The 20026-nt window shown below is 75.0% G+C and carries 17 protein-coding genes; 4 read left to right on the top strand and 13 right to left on the bottom strand.

Annotated elements, in window-relative coordinates; all coding sequences use genetic code 11:
- Nucleotides 1-4: 4 nt before the first annotated feature.
- The 11 genes from ACBJ32_RS03395 to ACBJ32_RS03345 form a co-directional block, all read right to left on the bottom strand.
- The gene (locus tag ACBJ32_RS03395) at nt 5-319 is read right to left on the bottom strand and encodes a response regulator transcription factor (RefSeq protein ID WP_375125360.1); all 315 of its coding nucleotides are present in this window, start codon (nt 317-319) and stop codon (nt 5-7) included.
- Nucleotides 316-1476, bottom strand: a complete 1161-nt coding sequence (locus ACBJ32_RS03390; protein WP_375125359.1) for a sensor histidine kinase — start codon at nt 1474-1476, stop codon at nt 316-318. Before ACBJ32_RS03390 ends, ACBJ32_RS03395 begins: the two co-directional genes overlap by 4 nt.
- On the bottom strand, nt 1422-2006 hold the full coding sequence (locus ACBJ32_RS03385; RefSeq protein WP_375125358.1) for a hypothetical protein: 585 nt from the start codon (nt 2004-2006) through the stop codon (nt 1422-1424). Before ACBJ32_RS03385 ends, ACBJ32_RS03390 begins: the two co-directional genes overlap by 55 nt.
- Nucleotides 2003-3103: a hypothetical protein gene (locus ACBJ32_RS03380; RefSeq protein WP_375125357.1), complete on the bottom strand. Its 1101-nt coding sequence runs from the start codon at nt 3101-3103 to the stop codon at nt 2003-2005. Before ACBJ32_RS03380 ends, ACBJ32_RS03385 begins: the two co-directional genes overlap by 4 nt.
- On the bottom strand, nt 3104-3505 hold the full coding sequence (locus tag ACBJ32_RS03375; protein ID WP_375125356.1) for a hypothetical protein: 402 nt from the start codon (nt 3503-3505) through the stop codon (nt 3104-3106). It lies immediately after the preceding gene.
- Nucleotides 3502-4995: a hypothetical protein gene (locus ACBJ32_RS03370; RefSeq protein WP_375125355.1), complete on the bottom strand. Its 1494-nt coding sequence runs from the start codon at nt 4993-4995 to the stop codon at nt 3502-3504. The genes ACBJ32_RS03375 and ACBJ32_RS03370 overlap by 4 nt, the downstream gene beginning before the upstream one ends.
- Nucleotides 4996-5218: 223 nt before the next feature.
- Nucleotides 5219-6400: a molybdopterin-binding protein gene (locus ACBJ32_RS03365; RefSeq protein ID WP_375125354.1), complete on the bottom strand. Its 1182-nt coding sequence runs from the start codon at nt 6398-6400 to the stop codon at nt 5219-5221.
- Between the two features lie 401 nt (nt 6401-6801).
- Nucleotides 6802-8649 carry an allophanate hydrolase gene (gene atzF / locus ACBJ32_RS03360; protein ID WP_375125353.1) on the bottom strand — a complete coding sequence of 616 codons (1848 nt, stop codon included), beginning with the start codon at nt 8647-8649 and terminating at the stop codon, nt 6802-6804.
- A complete protein-coding gene (gene uca, locus ACBJ32_RS03355; RefSeq protein ID WP_375125352.1) occupies nt 8646-12233 on the bottom strand; it encodes an urea carboxylase in 3588 nt (1195 codons plus the stop codon). The genes atzF and uca overlap by 4 nt, the downstream gene beginning before the upstream one ends.
- Complete coding sequence (locus ACBJ32_RS03350; RefSeq protein ID WP_375125351.1) at nt 12226-12852, bottom strand: urea amidolyase associated protein UAAP2; 627 nt, start codon at nt 12850-12852, stop codon at nt 12226-12228. Before ACBJ32_RS03350 ends, uca begins: the two co-directional genes overlap by 8 nt.
- Complete coding sequence (locus ACBJ32_RS03345; protein ID WP_375125350.1) at nt 12849-13691, bottom strand: urea amidolyase associated protein UAAP1; 843 nt, start codon at nt 13689-13691, stop codon at nt 12849-12851. Before ACBJ32_RS03345 ends, ACBJ32_RS03350 begins: the two co-directional genes overlap by 4 nt.
- 235 nt (nt 13692-13926) lie before the next feature.
- Between ACBJ32_RS03345 and ACBJ32_RS03340 the strand changes: the two genes are divergently transcribed.
- Entirely contained in the window at nt 13927-15465 is a 1539-nt protein-coding gene (locus tag ACBJ32_RS03340) for an amino acid permease (protein ID WP_375125349.1), read from the top strand.
- On the opposite strand, the gene ACBJ32_RS03335 is transcribed toward ACBJ32_RS03340, so the two are convergent.
- Entirely contained in the window at nt 15406-16077 is a 672-nt protein-coding gene (locus ACBJ32_RS03335) for a TetR/AcrR family transcriptional regulator (protein WP_375125348.1), read from the bottom strand. The two genes, ACBJ32_RS03340 and ACBJ32_RS03335, sit on opposite strands and share 60 nt — an antisense overlap.
- A gap of 72 nt (nt 16078-16149) precedes the next feature.
- Nucleotides 16150-17583, bottom strand: coding sequence for a rifampin monooxygenase (rox, locus tag ACBJ32_RS03330; RefSeq protein ID WP_375125347.1), 1434 nt, complete (start codon nt 17581-17583; stop codon nt 16150-16152).
- A 290-nt stretch (nt 17584-17873) separates the two neighbouring features.
- Between rox and ACBJ32_RS03325 the strand changes: the two genes are divergently transcribed.
- From ACBJ32_RS03325 to ACBJ32_RS03315, 3 genes are all read left to right on the top strand, one after another.
- Nucleotides 17874-19103 carry a cytochrome P450 gene (locus ACBJ32_RS03325; protein WP_375125346.1) on the top strand — a complete coding sequence of 410 codons (1230 nt, stop codon included), beginning with the start codon at nt 17874-17876 and terminating at the stop codon, nt 19101-19103.
- A gap of 99 nt (nt 19104-19202) precedes the next feature.
- The gene (locus ACBJ32_RS03320) at nt 19203-19643 is read left to right on the top strand and encodes a cupin domain-containing protein (RefSeq protein WP_375125345.1); all 441 of its coding nucleotides are present in this window, start codon (nt 19203-19205) and stop codon (nt 19641-19643) included.
- Complete coding sequence (locus ACBJ32_RS03315) at nt 19640-19972, top strand: cupin domain-containing protein (protein WP_357879026.1); 333 nt, start codon at nt 19640-19642, stop codon at nt 19970-19972. Before ACBJ32_RS03320 ends, ACBJ32_RS03315 begins: the two co-directional genes overlap by 4 nt.
- Nucleotides 19973-20026 lie beyond the last annotated feature (54 nt).

Genomic DNA, 20026 nt, shown 5'->3' with positions numbered 1-20026 from the left:
TCCTTCAGCAGGAACCCGCTGGCCCCGCCTGCAGGCCCGCGTAGACGTAGCTGTCCAGGTCGTACGTGGTCAGGATCAGCACCCGGGACGGCCCGCCCCGCGCCACGATGCGGCGGGTGGCCTCGATGCCGTCCATGCCGGGCAGCCGGATGTCCATCAGCACCACGTCCGGCTCGTGCGCGGTGGCGGCCTCGACGGCGGCCGCGCCGTCGCCCACCGCGCCCACCACGGTCAGGTCGTCGGACGCGCCGACCAGCCGGACCAGCGCCTCCCGCAGGAGCTGCTCGTCGTCGCACACCAGGACCCGGACGCCGGTCACGACCTGCTCCGCAGCGGCAGCGTGGCGCGCACCTCGAAGGCGTCGCCGTCGCGGCCCGCCCGTACGGTGCCGCCCAGCAGCTCCACCCGCTCCCGCATGCCGATCAGCCCCACGCCCGCGCCGTTCCCGATCGTCCCCGGCGCGCCGGGCACCGGATTGGTGACCTGGATCGCCAGCCGCGCGGGGGCGTAGTCGAGCACCACCCTCACCTCCACCGGCCCGGCGTGCCTGGCCGCGTTCGTCAGCGCTTCCTGGACGACGCGGTAGGCCGCCAGCTCGATGCTCGCGTCCGCCGGCCGCACCTCGCCGCGGCGTTCGAGCAGCACCCGCGGCCCGCCCGGCGGGATGGCCGCGACCAGGGCGTCGAGCTGGTCCAGCCGCGGCGGCGGGGCCAGCGGGTCGTGCCCTGGCGGCTCTCTCAGCACGCCGAGCAACCGCCGCAGCTCGGCCAGCGACTCCCTGCCGGTACGGGCGACGCGCCGCAGCGTCCGCTCCATGTCGTCCCCGGTGTCGGCCCCGGCCTCGGCGTCGACCACCATCGTGGTCACCGAGTGGTTGAGGATGTCGTGCAGCTCCCTGGCCAGCAGCGCCCGCTCCCGCTCCGCCGCCCGCCGTTCGGCCTCGGCCCGCTCGGCCTCCAGCAGCCGCGAGCGCGCCTGCAGCTCGAGGATGCGGTCACGCTGCCGCCCGTCCACCCGCCCCACCGTCCAGAACCCGACGAACAACACCGCGATGGCGCCGTACACGGCCACGACCCGCATCGGGTCGCCGATGGCCAGCAGGGTGATCGGCAGGCCGGTGAGCAGCAGCGCCAGCACCGCCACCACGCCGATCACCCGGCGGTCGCCCCGGCCCCACGCCCCCAGCCGGGACGCGGCGACCAGGGGCGCCACCAGGACCGGCAGCTTCAGCAGGGCCAGCGCCAGCTCCAGGCCGACGACCACGGACAGCGCGGTGAGCGGGAACCGCCGCGACCACATCAGCGCCAGCGACTGCGCGCCCGCCAGCGCGAGCCGCGGCGCCATCTCCTCGGCGCCCGCCTCCCCGGCCAGCCCGATCAGCCAGCCGACGAGCGGCGGCAGGACGGCCAGCAACCCGTCGCTCAGCCACTCCAGGCGGGTCCGGCGGCCCGCCGGATCGTGCGGCTCCGCCTCCACCCGTACGCCAGCAGCAGGACGACCGGGGCCCAGGGCGCCAGGGCGATCGTCCAGCTCAGCGGCAGCGGCGGGCCCGGCTGCTCGATCGCCTGGACCGGCAGCACGCCCGTCGCGGTCCCGCCAGGCCCCTCCACCGCGAACTCGAACCGCCACGTGCCCTCCTCCGGCAGCGACACGACGTCCAGCCCCCACACCTGGCGGGCACGGGGGTGCCGCGGCAGCACGATGCTGTCGCCGCGGCGCTGCAGGACGATGCCCTTCAGCCCCGCGCGGTCGCCGGACGGTGAGACGGTGGTGACCAGCCCCGTCCGCCCCTCGACGCCGCCGGTGGGCTCGAACGTGAAGTCCAGCGACTGCAGGGCGCGGATCGGCCACTCCGTGAACGATACGGTGATCGCCGACTGGTCGCTCATCCGTACCGTCTCGGTGTGAACGATCTCACCCGGCAGGGGCGGTGCCGCGGCGACGGGGGTCGCCGCGAGGAGCAGGGCCGCCAGGGCGGCGGCCGCCGCGGTCAGGGCGCGCCTCATGCGGTCACCGCCACGGCCCCGGCCGGCAGCGTGCGCGTGCCGAAGCGCCGCAGCAGGACGGCGCACTGCCAGCCCAGCAGGCCCATGCCCGCCGCGATCACGACCGCCGCCGCCAGGGTCGCCGCCAGGTTCATCTCCATGCCGATCGCGCCGTAGAACAGCGCGGTGTTGACGCCCACGAGCGCCCCGACGGCCGCCATGACCGGGAACGGGCGCGCACCCCGCCGTACGGCCACCGCCACCACCGCACCGGCCGCCAGCGCCACCAGCGGGAACGTGACCGGGAAGCCGATCAGGGCCTGCGGCAGGTTGGTCGCGTACTCGCGCATCGGCTGGCCGATCGCCTCGGCGTACCAGCGGGTCGCGGCCGGCGCGAACAGCGCGAGCCCGCCCTGCACGCCCAGGAACGCCAGCCCCGCGGCGGCGGGCCAGTGCCAGCCGCGCGTCAGCCCGGCGATCAGGCTCAGCGTGAGCGCGCCCGCCGCGCCGAGGCCGAGCACGCGCGCCGCCACCCCCGGCAGCCAGGCGAGGACCAGCTCGGAGACCATGCCGAAGGCCGACGTGGAGCCGATCGTGGCCAGGCCGATCGCCAGCGCCAGGCCCCACCGCTCCGGCCGCGTACGGCGCAGCACGGCGAACGCCATCACCATGGCGAAGATCTCCACCTGGATGGACAGCCCCAGCCCGAGGTGCGAGGGCGTCGCCCCGGCCGCGATGTCGAAGCCGTACACCTCGTGCCACCACAGGTCGGAGCCCGCGTACAGCAGGTTGCCCGACGCGCCGAGCCCGCCCACCAGGAACGGCCACGGCGCGCGGAACGTGCGGAACACGGTCACCGACGGCGTGCCCGTCGCCGGCCCCCTCGCCCACGTCGACAGCAGCACCACCGTCAGGCAGGTCAGCCCGATGATGCCGGTCCCGGCGTAGAGCAGCAGGTGGGGTGCGGTCCAGAAGTCGTCGGGGCCGACGTCGCCGTGCCACTGCCCGTCCCAGACCATGCCGGTCAGCAGCACGGCGTACCCGGACATCAGGAACCACGCACCCGTCACCTCCCGGCGGGGCACCTCACGCCGCTCTGCCATCACTTGTCTCGCCATCTACTCTCCCTCTCCGACCAGGGTCTTGATCGTGATCACCTCGGTGCCCCGGCTCCCGCGCACGCGGATCCCGAGCTCCCAGGCGCCGGACATCGTGAACAGCTCGCCGCGCGCCACGAAACGGCCCGTGCCGTCGGGCGGGGCGGCGAGCTCGGGGGTGGTGTGCCCCATGTGCGGCATCACCGCGAACACCGAGACCTCGGCGGGTCGCGGCTCGACGCGGATCCGCACGTCCCGCGGGCCGGTGCCCGGCTCCAGCGCCAGGTGGACCGCGTAGTGCGCGCCCCTGCCCGCCAGCTCCACCGCGCCGGGGCCGCCGTCACCGCCCCGGACGAGCCACAGGATCCCGGCGGCGATCAGCAGGACAGGCAGCGCGAGGTACGCGCGGCTGCGCCGGGTCATCGTGCGCTCCCCTCGGCGGCGGCCTCGATCACGTACGGGACGGTGACGATCTCGTAGTTCCTGGCGTACTGGATCCAGGCCAGGTAGCGGCCCGGCCGCGGGAAGCTGAAGGTGAAGCTCAGCCGCGGGCCGTAACGGGCGACCGACTCGTCCGGCGGCCGTTCCGCCGTCGTCGCCATGGACGCGGCCTCGTGGACGTGGCCGAGGTAGCCGCCGTCCTGGCTGCGGACGATCAGGTGCCCGGCCATGCCGAGCCACGGCTGCACCGAGGCGAGCCCCGTGTCCAGCGTGAGCGTCACCGGCCGCCCGGCCACCGGCCGCGCCGGCTCCACCACCGGCCGCTGCCCGGTGCGCGCGGGCCGGCTCCCGGACGCTTCCTCCTGGTCGCCCCGCCGCCCGGCCGTGACATCACCCGGCTCCCCGGCCTGGACATCACCCGACCGCCCGGCTGTGACATCACCCGACCGCCCAGCTGTGACATCGCCCGGCTGTTCGGCCTGGACATCGCCCGGCCGCCCGGCCGTGGACGCGGCGGAGCGCCCGACCGTGAACTCGCCGGAGACGAGCTGCCCGCCCGCACCGGCCCGCTCGAACTCGGCGTACACCAGGTGACGGCCCGCCTCCCCCGCCCGCAGCCGCACCTCGTGGACGCCCGGCGCGACCCGCGTGGGATGCACGTGCCGGAAGTACGTCCCGTCCTGGCTCGTGACCACGACGTGCGACAGCGCGCCGTGGTGCTCGGCCAGGTCGTCGGCGGGACGGCCGGTGGCGCCGTCGAACAGGGTCACCCTCAGCCGGAACTCCCCGTACGCCCCCGGCCGCTCCGGCTCCACCTCGACCAGCGGCTGCGCGTTCGGCCTGCCGAGCAGCTGCTCCCGCTCCGTCACCGCCGGCGCCCCGTCAGGCACCGGGGGCGCGAACCACGGCGACAGCCCGCCCGCGGTGAACGCCACGGCCGTCGCGACCACGAACGCGACGGTGCACGCCCCGGCCGTCCCCCGCCGCGACAGCGCCGCTCCCGCCAGGGCCCCGGTCAGGGCCACCGCGGCGCAGGCGAAGGCCGCGTACACGACCACCTCCCACAGCGGCGCCCCCGGCACCAGCAGGTCGAACGGCAGCACCGACCGCTCGCCACCGGCCCGCACCTCCAGCTCGTGCGGCCCCACCCGCTCCGCCCGCAGGACCACCGGGTACATGCCCGGCCCGCCCTCGCGCACCTCGACGGCGCCGGACGAGGAGCGGCCCGTCCCGGCGGAGCGCAGCGTCAGCTCGACCCTGCCGCCCCGCCCGGCGTCGTGCGCCACCACGTCCACCTGCAGCGGGGCGGGCACCTGCAGGCTGGCCCGGACCACCACCGTCAGCTCCATGCCGGCGATGGTCTGGGCGAAGCGCGCGTCGGCCTCGCCGCTGCGGCCGTGCGCCAGGGCGGGAGCCGTCCAGGCGAGCACGGCCGCCAGCGCGAGCAGGGCGGGGATCAGGCGTTTCAGCACGGGTCCGAGCGTAGGGACGGGCCTGTGCCCGGCACATCGCGCGCGGGCACTGACCTGCCTAGTTCCCGGGAACTACGCCGTCAGGGCCCTCGATCGAGCCACACCGTGCAGCCGCGCGGCTTCCGCCACGCCACCCGCCACGGGGCACGCCACCCGCACGCCGCGCGGCGTTCGCCAGGCCACCCGCGCGCGGCGCGGGCCGTACCCGGGTTCCGGCCGGCGCTCAGCCGCGCAGGAGGAGCAGCGGCACCGGCCGGCCGGGCTCGTGGCCGTGCGGGACCGCCGCGAGGGCGTCGGCGAGAGCCGCGCCGTTGAGGAACGCCGGGCGATCGCCGTCGAGAGCCCGCACGCCGGGGCCGTCCCAGACGACCGGGAGGATGCGGGTGCGACCGGCGGGCACCGGGAGCCGGGAGGTCAGCGGAGCCTGCGGCAGGTCGCCGAGCGCGCGGCCGGACAGCCCCGCGAGGAGCGGGCCGAGCAGGGTGTGCGCGGCGGCCAGCGCGGCGAACGGGTTGCCGGGCAGGCCGACGACGTACGGGCCGCCGCGCGGCCGGGCGAGCAGGGCGGGGTGACCCGGACGGCACGCGACCGAGTCGACGACCCAGCGGGCGTCGCGTTCGGCGAGCAGGCGGCGCAGCCCGTCGGTGACGCCGACCGACGTCGATCCGGTGACCACGACGACCTCGGCGCCGGCCGCCGACTCCACCGCCTCGGCCAGCGCGGAGACGGGGTGGTCGGGCACGTGGACGAGGCCGTCGAGGCGGCCTCCCAGTCCGGCGATGAGCGGCGGCAGCAGCGGGCCGAGCGCGTCGCGCACCCGTCCTGGCCCGGGCAGGCCGTGATGGGCCAGCTCGTCCCCGGTGACGATCGCCCGGACGGCGGGCGCGCGGTGGACCAGCAGCTCGTCGTAGCCGCAGGACGCGGCCAGGCCCAGCAGCGCCGGGCCCACCGGGGTGCCGGCGGGTGCGAGGCGCGTGCCGGCGGGCGCGTCCTCCCCGGTGTACCGGATGTGCTTGCCACGTGCCAGGCCGGGACCGGCGACCCGGCCGTCACGAGCCGCGCCCGGCTCGTCGGGGCCGGTGACCCGGCCGTCGCTGACGGCGGCCGACTCGACCGGCAGCACCGCCCAGGTGCCGGGAGGGACGACGGCCCCGGTCGAGATCTCCACGGCGTCCCCGTCCGCCAGCCGCCGGCCCGTCCACGGCCGGCCGGGACGGGCGCTGCCGACGATCGTCCACGGCCCGGCGCCCGAGACGGCGAAGCCGTCCATGGCGGAGGTGTCGAAGGCCGGTAGCGGCGTCGCCACGACGAGGTCCTGCGCGAGTGTGAGGCCCGACGCCTGGCCGAGGGCCACCCGCACGGGCGGCGCAGGCTCGGCCGCCGCGTGCGCGAGCTGTCTCGCCATCGCCCAGGCGACGTCCCGTCGGGTTTCCTGATCGGCTGCCGTGACCACGCCTCACGTTCCCATCCGCGGCTCGCCACCCGCAAGTCGGCCCACCGGCCCTGCCCCGGAACCTCGGCCAGACGGGCTTGACAGATACCCCCAGTGGTATTGATTTAGCCCTCGCACATACCCCCTGGGGTACATGAAGACTGGATCGCCCTCGCCGGCGCCCTGATCGCCGCAGCAACCCTGCGCACCCGCACCGGCGCGCCCACCGACGAGCTCACCGCCTCCCGCGGCTGACGCCTCGTCGGCCACCGCCGATCGGCGCCCCCGTGCAGGATCGTCCGAGGACCGACGCGACGGCGCCCCGGCCTCTGTTGACGGAGCCGGGGCGCCGTCGCGTCACGGACGTGACGCGCTCACGTACGAGAAAGGCTGCGGCTCGACAGCCAGGCCCGCCAGCCGCCGTACTTCGTGATGTCCTCGCCCGCCGACGCCGCCTCCTGGGTGCAGCCGAACCCCACGGCCCAGCTGCCGTCGGAGAGCTCCACCCGTCCCAGCGTCATGGGCGCGGGCAGGCTCGCCAGGAACCGCCCCAGCGCCCCCTCGGAGATCAGCCAGACCTCGCCCTCGACGGGCGCGCCGCCTTCGAAGCCGACCCTCTCCAGCCCCGGCTTCCGCGGCACGGTGTCGAGCGCGCGCAGGGCGTAGGCGGCGGAGGTCCGCGCGGGCCGGTCCCAGCGGGCGCCGAGGTCGCGCAACTCGTGTTCGAGCGGCTGGCCTGCCAGGTGGGCGCCGACCACGAAGAGCTCGACGGCCCGTACGCCGCCGTCCGCGATCGCCGCCGGCCACGGCAGCGGCCCGGCGGGTAGCGGCGGGGCGCCTCCGGCGTACTCCGCGGGGGGCTCCGGCTGGACGGCGACCAGGCGGGCCAGGTCGAGCGCGACCGCGTCGTGGAACGGGCGGGCCAGGACGGTGACGCCGAACTGGGCGATCCCCCGGTCCGGGCCCTCGTCCACCGTGCCGGCCGGCACCGCGACCGCGCACAGGTCGAACAGGTTGCAGAAGTTCGTGTACGTGCCGACGCGCGAGTTGACCGCCACCGGCTCGGCGGCGACCTCGGCCACGGTGGGATGGCAGGGCGCCGTCGGCACGAGCAGCGCGTCGAAGCCGCCGAGCAGCCCCATGCACTCCTGCCGCAGCAGCTCCAGGCGCGCGACGTCGCGGACCAGGCTCGGCGCGGAGACCTTCCCGGCCCGGCCGATGATCGCGCCGACCGTGGGATCGACGTCGTCCGGGTGGGCGTCCACGAACTCGCCGACGGCGGCGTGCCGCTCGGCGACGAGCGCGCCGTCGTAGAGCAGCCGGGCCGCGGCCAGGAACGGCTCGATCCGGATCGGCTCCACCACGGCCCCCGCCTCCCGCAGCCGCGCCACGACGCCCTCGAAGGCGTCGGCCCAGCCGGGGGCCATGGCCGGCAGCTCGTCGGGGACGGCCACGCGGGCGGTCGCGGGCGCGGCCAGGGGCACGCCGGCCGGCCAGGGCCGCGTCCCCGGGCCGCCGGCCATCGCGGCCATGGCGGCCCCCGCGGTGCCGAGGTCCCGCGCCATGATCGTGACCGCGTCGTACGAGCGGCACGCCGGCACGACCCCCGCCACGGACACCGTGCCGAGGGTCGGTTTGATCCCCACGATGCCCTGGAACGCGGCGGGGACCCGGCCTGAGCCGGCGGTGTCGGTGCCGATCGCGAGGTCGGCCAGGCCGAGCGCCACCGCGACCGCCGAGCCCGAGCTCGAACCGCCCGACACGAACGACGGCCGGCGCGCGTCACGCACCCCTCCGTACGGGCTGCGCTGCCCGACCAGGCCGGTGGCGAACTGGTCGAGGTTCGTCACCCCGACGACGGTCGCGCCGGCGGCCCGCAGCCGTGCCACCGCCTGCGCGTCGGCCGCCGCCGGGCCGGAGGCGAAGGCGGGGCAGGCCGCGGTGGTCGGGAAGCCCGCCACGTCCACGTTGTTCTTCACGGCCAGCCGGAGCCCCGCCAGCGGCCCGGTGGCCGCCGCCAGCTCGGCCACCACGTCGGCCTCGTCGCGGTGGGCGATGAACACCTCCGGCCGCCGCCCGCGCAACACCTCGCGGGCGCCCCCGCCCGGCACCTCGCGGGCATCCCCGCCCAGCACCTCACCGCCGCCTCCGCTGAGCACCTCGCGGGCATCCCCGCTCAGCGCCTGGCGGGCGTTCCCGCGCGGTCGCTCGCCGGCGCTCATGCGAGCGGCCCCAGCACGACGAGGCAGTCACCGGGAGCGACCTGGGTGCCCGCGGCGGCGCGCACCTCGGTCACGACGCCCGCGGCCGGCGCCACCAGGTACGTCTCCATCTTCATCGCCTCGAGCGCCACCAGCGTCTGCCCCTCCTCGACCACGTCGCCCACGGCGACCTCCACCTTCCACACGTTCGCCACGAACGGCGCGTCCAGCCGCGCGCCGCCCTCCGGCACGACGACCTCGGCGGGCGCGGCCGTCTCGACGGCCGCCGCCTGCTCGGCCCGGGTGAACTCGCCCGCCTCCTCCCAGGCCCGCCGCTCGGCGGCGAACGCCGCCGCCTGCCTGGCCCGGAACGCGGCGATCGACCCGGCGTTGTCCGCCAGGAAGCGCTCGTGGGCGGCCAGCGAGAACGACCCGTCGGCGGCGTCGAGGGCCGTCCGGCCGGCGGCCAGGTCGGCCCGCAGGTCGAGCAGCTCCTCCGCCGAGACCGGATACCAGCGGATCCGGTCGAAGAACCGCAGCAGCCACGGGTCCTCGCCGGGCTCCGGGTGGGTGCGCCACACCTGGGTGGTGCGGCCCACGAACTGGTAGCCGCCGGGGCCCTCCATGCCGTAGACGCACAGGTAGGCACCGCCGATGCCGACGGAGTTCTCCGCCGTCCAGGTACGGGCGGGGTTGTACTTCGTGGTGACCAGCCGGTGCCGCGGGTCGAGCGGCGTCGCCACCGGAGCGCCCAGGTACACGTCCCCCAGGCCGAGCACGAGATACTCGGCGTCGAACACCGTGCGGTAGACGTCGTCCACGCTGTCGAGCCCGTTGACGCGGCGGATGAACTCGATGTTCCACGGGCACCAGGGCGCGTCGTCGCGCACGCCGGCCATGTACCGCTCGATGGCCTCCCTCGTCGCCGGATCGTCCCAGCTCAGCGGCAACCGCACCGTACGGCTCGGCACGACCAGGTCCGCGGTGCGCGGCAGCGTGGCCTCCAGCTCGGCGAGCAGGCCGAGCAGGCGGGCCACCGGCAGCGCCTGCGGATCGACGTGCACCTGCAGGGAGCGGATGCCGGGCGTCAGGTCGAGCACGCCGGCCGGGGCGAGCTCGGCCAGCGCCGTGTGCAGCGCGTGGACGCGGGCGCGCAGCGCGAGGTCGAGCACGAGGTCGCCGTACTCCACGAGGACGCTGTCGTCTCCCTGCCGCCGGTACGTCACCGCCGGCCCGTCGTTCCCGCCGAGCCTGCGCAGCACGCCGTCGTCGAGGTCCCCGCCCGGCACGAGTACGGGCAGGTCGAGCGAGCGCGGCGGCACGGATCCGGCGGCACGCACCGGGACGAACGAGACCGTGTCGCCCGGCCTGAGCTGGCCCAGCTTCCACCGCTCGCCCGACACCACCGTGACCGGGCAGACGAAGCCGCCGAGGCTGGGGCCGTCGGGGCCGAGCAGGATCGGGGTGTCGCCGGTGAAGTCCAGGGCGCCGATCGAGTACGGCGTGTCGTGGATGTTGGAGGGGTGCAGGCCGGCCTCGCCGCCGTCGCGCCGTGCCCAGGCCGGTTTCGGGCCGGCCAGGCGGACGCCGGTGCGCGCCGAGTTGAAGTGCACGCTGTAGCGGGTGGCGTAGAGCTGGGCGATGTCGTCCCTGGTGAAGAAGTCGGGCGCGGCGTGCGGCCCCTCGGTGACGCCGAGTTCCCAGTGGTCGCCGAAGCGGGGGCGGCGCTCGGCGGGAACGGGCCCGGACGGGGCTCCGGCAGGCGTCCCGGTGCGGAGCACGTCGCCGGGGCGCAGCGCGCGTCCGCCGTGACCGCCGAAGCGGCCCAGGGTGAAGGTGGCCGCGCTGCCGAGGTACGGCGGCACGTCCAGGCCACCCGCGAAGGCGACGTAGCTGCGCAGGCCGGCGGTGGCGTCGCCGACGTGCAGGGTGGCCCCGGCCGGCACCAGCACGGGCTCCCACATCGGGACGGGAGCGCCGTCCACGGTGACCGTCGCGGGCGCACCGGTGACGCACACCAGCGTGTCGTGGCTGACCTGGAGGGTGGGGCCGCTCGCGGTGCACTCCAGGCCGGGCGCGTTCTCGTCGTTGCCGAGCGCGAGGTTGGCCAGCCGCAGCGAGCGGTCGTCCATCGCCCCGCTCGGCGGCACCCCGACCTGCCAGTAGCCGACGCGTCCTTCGGCGTCCTGGACGGTGGTCATCAGGCCGGCGCGCACGACGGTGACCCGCGGCTCGGGGTCGCCGACGCCGGCGAGGGTGCCGGTGGTGTGCGTCGCGGCCCTGAACTCCGCGATCCCGACCGCGGCGCGCAGCAGGCCGAGGTTGACCTCGATCCCGTCGGCCCGGGTCGTGGCGAGGGCCTGCCCGAGACGGTCCAGGGCCTCCTCGCGGCTTCGGCCGGTGGCGATCACCTTGGCGAGCATCGGGTCGTAGGCGGTGGACACCTCGGTGCCGGTCCCGGCCCAGCCGTCGACCCGGATGCCCTCCCCTGACGGCAGCTCCACCCGGGTCAGCACGCCGGCGCTCGGGCGGAAGCCGGCGGCCGGGTCCTCGGCGTACACGCGCGCCTCGACGGCGTGCCCGGACACCGGCACGGCGCCGGTCGCCAGGTGCGGCGCGAGGAACGAGTCGTCGCCGCCGGCCAGGCGCAGCATCCACGCGACCAGGTCGACGCCGGTCACCTGCTCGGTGACGGGGTGCTCCACCTGGAGGCGGGCGTTGACCTCCAGGAAGGAGAGCTCCTCGCGCTCGGCGTCGTAGACGAACTCCACCGTGCCGGCCGAGCGGTAGCGGATCGAGGCGGCCAGGTCGCGCGAGGTCCGGTGCAGCCGCTCGCGCACGTGGCCGGGCAGCGCCGGCGCGGGCGCCTCCTCCACGACCTTCTGGTTGCGCCGCTGCAACGAGCAGTCGCGGTCGCCGAGGGTGACGACGCCGCCCGCGCCGTCGCCGAAGAGCTGCACCTCGACGTGGCGGGCGCGCTCGACGTACCGCTCGGCGAAGACGCCGGCGGAGCCGAAGCTGCGCAGCGCGAGGCCGGTCACCCGGTCGTAGGCGGCCCGCAGCTCCCGCGGCGTGCGGCACACCGTCATGCCGATGCCGCCGCCCCCGCCGGTGGCCTTGAGCATGACGGGGTAACCGATGGCAGCCACCTCCGCCACCGCGTGGTCGGCGTCCGCCAGCAGGCCGGTGCCGGGGAAGACCGGCACCCCTGCGGCCACCGCCACCTCGCGGGCGGTGTGCTTGTCGCCGAAGGTGCGCAGGTGGGCGGGCGTCGGGCCGACGAACGCCAGCCCGGCGCCCTCGACGAGCTCGGCGAAGCCGGCGTCCTCGGCCAGGAACCCGTACCCCGGGTGGATCGCGTCCGCGCCGCTCTCCTTGGCGGCGCGCAGGACCGCCTCCGCGTCGAGATACGACTGCGCGGGCGCCGCCGGGCCCAGCAGGACCGCCTCGTCGGCGAGCCGGACGTGCGCGGCGGCCCGGTCGATCTCGGAGAACACCGCGACCGTGCGCAGGCCGAGCTCCCGGGCGGTGCGGATGATCCGGCAGGCGATCTCGCCGCGGTTGGCGATCAGCAGCGTGCCGGGTGTACGCCTCGGCTCAGGCACCGGCGTGCACCACCATCTGAGCGCGGCTGGGGTCGAAGCCGTTGCAGGGGTTGTTGATCTGGGGGCAGTTGGAGACGACGACGAGGGTGTCCTTCTCGGCGCGGAGCGCGAGGGACAGGCCGGGGGCCGAGATGCCGTCCACGATGCCGAGGGCGCCGTCGGGGTCGACGGGCACGTTCATGAACCAGTTGACGTTGGAGACCTGGTCGCGCTTGCCCATGCCGTACTTGGACAGCTCGGCGAGGAAGTTGTCGGCGCAGGCGTGCTGGGCGTAGGTGTGGTGGCCGTACCGCAGGGTGTTGGACTCGCGGGAGCAGGCGCCGCCCAGGGTGTCGTGCCGGCCGACCTCGTCGGCGACCACGGTGAGGAGCGGCTCGGACTCGTTGTCGCGCAGCACGCTGCCGGTGGTGAGGAAGATCGTCTCCTGCTCCTGCAGCGTCGCCTGGGCGCTGTAGGCGCGCCAGGTGCGGTGGGCGTCGTAGGCGAGGAAGTCGACGGCCTGGTTGCCGTCGAGGTCGACGATGGCGAGCACCTGACCGCGCCGGAGCACCCGCGACCAGGGGGCGCGGGGCGGGACGGTCTCCCGGTGCAGCTCGGCCCCGAACGCGTCGGTGTTCACAGTGCCCTGCCCTTCCGGTGGTCGGTGGTGTTCTCGAAGGCGCGCCGGCCCTCGGGCGTGGCGCTCCACTGGGGGTCCTCGGGCGCCGTCACCCGGTCCCGCCAGGCGAGGATCTCCAGCGGGGTGACGGTGTACTCGGGGCGCGGGTCGAGCGGGTGGGCCGCGTTCGCGAGGAGGACGACGAGCGGGAGCTCGGTGCGCAGGGTGAGGCTCGTGCCGGCGCCGGCCGAGCCCTGCCACTCGGGCCGCCCCTCGGCGTCGATGCGCACGCCCTGGAAGAAGGAGATCGACGGGGGCAGGTCCCGCCGTTCGAGGCCGTTCTTGGCGCCGGCGAGGGCGAGCAGCTCCCGTCCGGCGGGGCTGGGGCCCTGGGGTGAGCCGTCGCCGTAGCGCCGCTCGTTCCTGGCGCGCGTGGAGGCGCCGTATAGGGTGTCGTGCCGCCCCGAGCCGTCCGTGAGCACGGTCGCCAGGACCCGGGCCTGGTCGCTGAGCAGCAGGTACGACTCGCCGGCGTACACCTGCCACTGCACCTTGACGGTGTCGGCGACGTTGAGCCGCTCCCACGGCATGCCGGCGTGGAACAGCAGCAGCGACGCGCAGGCGTCGCCGTCGGGGTCGGTGAGCCGGATCGCGGTGCCGGCCGCGAGAACGCGGTGGGCGTAGCCGCCCGCGGGGACGCGGTCCGCCCAGACGATCTCGTCGGCGGCGACTCCGTCGGGCGGGTCCGCCCAGCGCGAGGCCGGCACGGTCGGCGCGGTGTGGACCGCGGTGCCCTCCTGGGCGCGGGCGTGGGCGCGCGCACCTGCGGTGGTGGCGGTCCCGTTCTGGAGTGTGGTCACGACGCTCCTCGTAATTTCTGTCGCTCGACAGAAATGCTGTGCGGCATCGCGAACGCTCATGGGTCAGGCCGGTAAATCCCGTGTTAAGCGAAGCTCACGCGGGCCTCGCGCCTGAAGTGATCAGGCCGCACGGTGAGTTTTGCGTTACGGCAGATGAACGCCGGCGTCATGAGGCGGAAACGACGGGCCCGTACATATCGGTCAACCGACAGAAATTCGAGCGCCCGGAGACCCGATGGACGTCACCGCCACTCCCCCGCCGCCCACCGACGAAGCCGCGCTGCGGACCTTCGGCTACCGCCAGGAGCTGCACCGCAGCATGGGCAGGTACGCCTCCTTCGCCGCGGGCTTCTCCTTCATCTCCGTGCTGACCACGGTCTTCCAGTTCTTCGCCATCGGGTACTCCTTCGGCGGCCCCGCCTTCTTCTGGACCTGGCCGATCGTGCTGGCCGGGCAGCTCCTGGTCGCGCTCTGCTTCGCCGAGCTGGCCGCCCGCTACCCGATCTCCGGCTCCATCTACCAGTGGTCCACCCGGCTGAGCACGCCGGCGTTCGGCTGGTTCGCGGGATGGATCATGATCCTCGGGCAGATCGTCGTCATCGCCGCCGCGGCGCTCGCCCTTCAGGTGGTGCTGCCCTCGATCTGGCCGGGCTTCCAGCTCGTCGGCGGCGACCCCGCGCCGACCACCGCCACGGGCGCGGCCAACGCCGCGATCCTCGGCCTGATCCTGCTCGCGCTCACCACGGCCGTGAACGTCATCGACAACCGCGTCCTGGCCCGGGTCAACAGCATCGGCGTCACCACGGAGATCATCGGCGCGGTGCTCATCATCGTGCTGCTGTTCACCCACGCCGAGAACGGTCCCGGCGTCACGTTCAGCACCGGCGGTCAGGGCGGGGCCATCGGCGCGCTGCTGGTCGGCTCGTTCACCGCCGCGTACGTGCTCATCGGGTTCGACAGCGCGGGCGAGCTGAGCGAGGAGACCCGCAACCCCCGCCGGGTCGCCCCGCGCACCATCCTGACGGCGCTCACGGCGGCCGGGCTGCTCGGCGGGCTCATCATCTTCGCCGGCCTGCTCGCCGCGCCCAGCCTGACCGACGGGCGGCTGGCCACCGAGGGCCTGTCGTACGTGCTCACCAGCAGCCTGGGCGACTGGGTGGGCAAGCTGCTGCTGGCCGACGTGGTGGTGGCGATCGCCGTGGCGACCATGGCGATCCAGACCGCGGCCACCAGGATGTTGTTCTCCATGGCCCGCGACGGGGTGGTCCCCTTCTCCGGCGCGCTGTCCAGGGTCTCGCGGCGCACCGGCATGCCGACCGGCCCCGCGCTGGTCACCGGGGCGCTGGCAGCCGCGATCCTGCTGCTCAACTTCGCCTCCCCCGAGGCGTTCCTGGCCATCGGCACCACCTGCATCGTGCTGCTCTACCTGGCGTACGCGATGGTCACGGGCCCGCTGCTGGTGCAGCGGCTGCGCGGCGCCTGGCGGGGCGGGGCGCCGGCCGGGACCGCGGAGGACGGGACGCCGCTGTTCAGCATGGGCCGCTGGGGACTGCCGGTCAACGCGCTGGCCCTCTGCTACGGGCTGGCGATGACGGTGAACCTGGCCTGGCCGAGGGCCGAGGTGTACGCCCCGATCACCGGCCACTGGTTCTTCCAGTGGTTCACCCTGATCTTCCTCGCGGCGGTCGTCGCCCTGGGCCTGCTCTACCGGCGGCTACGCCAGACCGGCGTGGCCGGCGGGCGGTTGCCGGTCGCGAACACCGGCCAGGCGTAGCGCCGCGTCGGCGGTGGCGGCCGCCAGCGTCTCGACGGCGGTGGCGGCCAGCTCGCCCGGGGTGTCCCTGCGGATCAGGATGACGCCCTCGATCAGCGCGAACAGCAGGTCGGTGCGGAGCGCCCGGTCACCGGGAGCCAGCGCCGCCCCGGCGGAGGTGGCCGCCAGCAGCTTCCCGTACACGTCCTTGAGCTCCTCACGCATCCGCCGGAACCCGGCGAACCGCTCCGTACGCACCTCGGGCAGCAGGTAGAGCGCGCCCAGGTTGTACGGCCCCGAGCACAGCAGCCCGGCGTCCCGATGGCACAACTCCCACAGCCGCTCCTCCGCCGTGGCGCCGGACAGGGCGCGCGCGGCCTCCAGGGACGGCCGCACCGTGCTCTCCAGCAGCTCGGCGAGGATGTCCTCCTTGCCGTCGAAGTAGTGGTAGATCGACGCCTGCCGGATCCCGGCCCGCTCGGCCAGCGCCCGCGTCGTGGTGGCGGTGTAGCCGTGGGTGGTGAACAGCTCGGCCGCCGCCGCCAGGATCTCCTCGCGCGGGCTCAGCCCGCTCCGCGGGCGCGCCACGGCGCGCGGCCTGCCTACTTTACGCACGGTGGAAGGGGCGGTCACCGCACGATCGTCGCACACCCGCGCCCGGCCCCGCCGCGTGCCCGCCGGCGACCGGCCGCGGCACCCGGCACGTCACCGGTGGCCGCCGGCGGCGCCGAACCACCGTGGCAGCCTGTCGAGCAGTTCCTGCTGATCGTCGCCGGCCCACGCGACGTGGCCGTCCGGCCGCAGCAGCACGGCGGGCACGTCCAGCTCCTCGGCGGCGTCGCTCACGTGGTCGACCCGATCCGCCCAGCCCGCCACCGAGAGCCGGCCGGTCCCGTCGAGCAGCAGGCCGCGGCCCCCGCGCATCAGCTCGTACAGGCGCCCCCGCTTCAGCCGCACGTCCCGCATCCGCCGGCCGAGCAGGTGGTGGCCCTCGCCGAAGTCGTAACGCACCCCGATGGCGGTGATCTTCTCGATCAGGTGCCGGTGCACCTCCTCGAAATCCATCAGCTCCGACAGCAACCGGCGCACCGCCCGGGGCCCCGGCTCGGTGGACAGCAGCGCCATCTGCGCGCGCGTGTTGTCCAGCACGTCGGCGGCCACCGGGCGCCGCTCGGCCTGGTAGCTGTCCAGCAGGCCCTCCGGCGCCCAGCCGCCGAGCTCGGCGGCCAGCTTCCAGCCGAGGTTGACCGCGTCCTGGATGCCGAGGTTGAGCCCCTGCCCGCCGACCGGCGGGTGGATGTGCGCCGCGTCCCCGGCCAGCAGCACCCGGCCGACCCGGTAACGCTCCGCCAGCCGGGTGGCGTCGCCGAAGCGGGACAGCCAGCGCGGTTCGCGCGCGCCGAAGTCGGTGCCGGCCCACACCCGTAGCTGCCTGCGGAACTCCTCAAGAGCCGGCGGGACCGCGCGGTCCTCGGCCAGCCCCTCGGCGGGCACGCCCACGCGGTACACCCCGTCCCCGAGCGGCACGGCGCCGAACACGAGCTGGGTCTTGCGGACCTCCGCGACGACGGCGGCGATCGTCTCCGGATCCTCGGTCAGCTCCATCTCGCCCAGCAGCGTCTCGGTCGTGGCGGGCTCGCCAGGGAAGGCGACGCCGAGCAGCTTGCGCACCGTGCTGCGGCCGCCGTCGCAGCCGACGAGGTAGCGCGAGCGCAGCCGCGTGCCGTCGGCCAGCTCGGCGCTCACCCCGTCCTCGTCCTGGCTCAGCCCGACCAGCGCGCAGCCGCGCCGGATGTCGGCGCCGGCCTCGGCGGCGTGCTCGGCCAGCAGGCGGTCGGTGATGGTCTGCGGGATGCCGAGGATGTAGGGGTGCGCGGTGTCCAGCCGGTCGAGCGGGGGCTTGGCGATGCCGGCGAAGTGACCGCCGATCGGGTGCCGCCGGCCGTGCGCGAGGAACCGCTCCAGCAGCCCGCGCTGGTCCATCACCTCGATGCTGCGGATGTGCAGGCCGAGCGAGCGGACGTACGGGGGCGGCTCCGCCTCCTTCTCCACCACGAGCACGCGCGCGTCGTGCAGCCGCAGCTCCGCTGCCAGCATCGAGCCGGTCGGCCCGCCGCCGGCAATGATCACGTCGAACATGGATCACCCGTCCGGTGAGGTCGCAGGTCGGCCAGGCGCTCCGCGCATCATTTCCGCAGGTCCCGGCCCAGCCGCTGATTCTGCGGCACGACCCCCGTCTTGCCGCAAGACCCCCTGTGCGCTATAGGTTGAAAGTGGCGGGGGCTTCACCTGCCTGCCTTCTCCCTCCTTCCGCACCAGCCGGCGCGCCCGGGGCAAGCCGGTGAGGGCTGAACGGCTCGCCTGTCACGCGCGGCCGGGGCTACCCGGTCAACGTCTCCAGAGCCCCGTTTCGCCGAAGGAGACGACGCGTGTCCCAGCCCTTGCCCTTCGTCATCGATCCCGCCGGTGCCGACCGCCACGCCGAGTACCGGGCCCTGCGGGCGCGTGGCCCGGCCACCCCCGTGGACGTGCTCGGCCTGCGGGCCTGGGCGGTCTCCGACCCCGCCCTGCTGAAGACCCTGCTGACCAGCCCCGACGTGTCCAAGAACGGCCGCGCTCACTATCCGGACTTCCAGCGGACGATCCGCACCTGGCCGCTCGCGTTGTGGATCGAGGTGCAGAGCATGCTCACCGCGTACGGCGCCGACCACCGCAGGTTACGGCGGATGGTCGCCCCCGCCTTCAGCGCGCGCCGCATCGCCGAGCTGAAGCCGACCGTCGAGGCCATGGTCACGGCGTTGATGGACGAGCTGGCCGCGGTGCCTGCCGGCCAGGTGGTGGATCTGCGTGAACGGCTGGCCTACCCGCTGCCCATCGCCGTGATCGGCCACCTGATGGGCGTGCCGGAGGACCAGCGGGACGACTTCCGGCAGCTCGTCGACAACGTCTTCGACAGCACGCTCACGCCCGAACAGGCCCAGGCCAACGCCGCGCGCCTGTTCGAGGTCACCGACCAGCTGATCGCCACCAAGCGCGCCGACCCCGGCGACGACATGACCTCCCTGCTCATCGCGGCGCGCGACGAGGAGTCGGGCGGCGCCGGGTTCACCGACGTCGAGCTGCGCGACACGATGATCCTGATGATCAACGCCGGGTACGAGACCACGGTCAACGTCATCGACCAGGCCGTCTTCGCGATGCTGACCTCCCCCGGCCAGCTCCGCCTCGTCCGCGACGGCCAGGCGGCCTGGGAGGACGTGGTGGAGGAGACCCTGCGGGCCGAGCCCGCCATCAAGTACCTGCCGCTGCGCTTCGCCGTGACCGACATCAAGCTGCCCGACGGGCAGGTCATCGCCGCGGGCGAGCCCATCCTGGCCGCGTACGGGGCCGCCAACCGCCACCCGGACTGGCACGGGCCGGACGCCGACACCTTCGACGTCACCCGCCAGGCGAAGGATCATCTGGCGTTCGGCTACGGCGTGCACTTCTGCCTCGGAGCTCCGCTGGCCCGCCTCGAGGTCGCCGAGGCCCTGCGCCAGCTCTTCGCGCGGTTCCCCGCCATCTCGCTCGCGGCGCCGGCCGGCGCCCTGCGGCCGATCCCCACCCTCATCAGCAACGGCCACCAGCAGCTCCCCGTGTACCTGCGCGCCGCCGGATGACCCGCCGTCCCCCGGTCCCTGTCACGCATCGGGGGCGCCGTCTTGTCTGAGCTGTGCACGGCCGGATCGAACCGGCCACTGATCCGTGAAGGAATCCTGATGAGCATCGATCACGCTCACTCCCACCACCTCGACAACCCCGACAAGAGCGGCCCGCCGCCGAAGATCGACGTGGTCGCCACCGTGCCGGGGGCGCCGCCCGCGCCGGAGGGGGCCGAGGCGATGACGCTCCTGGTCACGTTGCCGCCGAACAGCCCCGGCGCGCCGCCGCACCGGCACTCGGGGCCGGCGTACGGGTACGTGGTCAAGGGGGCGATCAATTTCGAGCTCGAAGGCGACCCCGCGCGCGTGGTGCGGGCCGGTGAGGCGTTCTGGGAGCCCGGCGGGGACGTGATCCACTACCAGGACGGCAACCATCTCGCCGACGAGGAGTCGGCGTTCGTGGTGACGATGTTCTGCGCGCCGGGGCAGCCGATGCTGATCCCGGTCAGCCCGGAGGAGCTGGAAGCCCGCCGGGACCGCCGCGCGCCCCGGTCATGACCAGGACGTCGCTGACCGCGCTCGCCCGCGACCTGGTCACCCGGGCCCGCGAGGCGGGCAGCGGCCGCAGCGCCACCACCGTCCACGGTGGGCACGATCGTTCGTTGCGGCAGACGGTCATGGCGTTGCGGCAGGGCGAGCACATCCACGAGCACGAGCATCCCGGCGAGGTCACGGTGCACGTGCTGCACGGGCGGGTACGGCTGGTCGCCGGGCCCGAGTCGTGGGACGGGCTGCCCGGCGATCTGCTGGTCATGCCCGGACGCCGCCACCGCGTGGAGGCCGTACAGGATTGCGCGTTCCTGTTCACCACCGCGCGGTGCGGGTGAGGAGGGCCACCGGCCGCCCCGTGGCGGGGTGCCGGTGGCCTTCACCCTGATCCG

It is taken from the genome of Nonomuraea sp. GTA35, from assembly GCF_041950525.1.
GTDB lineage: Bacteria > Actinomycetota > Actinomycetes > Streptosporangiales > Streptosporangiaceae > Nonomuraea.
The sequence above is the reverse complement of the archived record's forward strand: the minus strand, read 5'-3'. Positions and strand labels throughout refer to the sequence as shown.

What these genes read in the sequence shown, in the direction of transcription:
- ACBJ32_RS03385 (WP_375125358.1), bottom strand. Translation starts at nt 2,006, where the DNA reads ATGAGGCGCGCCCTGACCGCGGCGGCCGCCGCCCTGGCGGCCCTGCTC.
- ACBJ32_RS03340 (WP_375125349.1), top strand. Translation starts at nt 13,927, where the DNA reads ATGGACGTCACCGCCACTCCCCCGCCGCCCACCGACGAAGCCGCGCTG.
- rox (WP_375125347.1), bottom strand. Translation starts at nt 17,583, where the DNA reads ATGTTCGACGTGATCATTGCCGGCGGCGGGCCGACCGGCTCGATGCTG.
- ACBJ32_RS03320 (WP_375125345.1), top strand. Translation starts at nt 19,203, where the DNA reads ATGAGCATCGATCACGCTCACTCCCACCACCTCGACAACCCCGACAAG.
- atzF (WP_375125353.1), bottom strand. Translation starts at nt 8,649, where the DNA reads ATGAGCGCCGGCGAGCGACCGCGCGGGAACGCCCGCCAGGCGCTGAGC.
- ACBJ32_RS03315 (WP_357879026.1), top strand. Translation starts at nt 19,640, where the DNA reads ATGACCAGGACGTCGCTGACCGCGCTCGCCCGCGACCTGGTCACCCGG.
- ACBJ32_RS03380 (WP_375125357.1), bottom strand. Translation starts at nt 3,103, where the DNA reads ATGGCGAGACAAGTGATGGCAGAGCGGCGTGAGGTGCCCCGCCGGGAG.
- ACBJ32_RS03365 (WP_375125354.1), bottom strand. Translation starts at nt 6,400, where the DNA reads ATGGCGAGACAGCTCGCGCACGCGGCGGCCGAGCCTGCGCCGCCCGTG.
- ACBJ32_RS03375 (WP_375125356.1), bottom strand. Translation starts at nt 3,505, where the DNA reads ATGACCCGGCGCAGCCGCGCGTACCTCGCGCTGCCTGTCCTGCTGATC.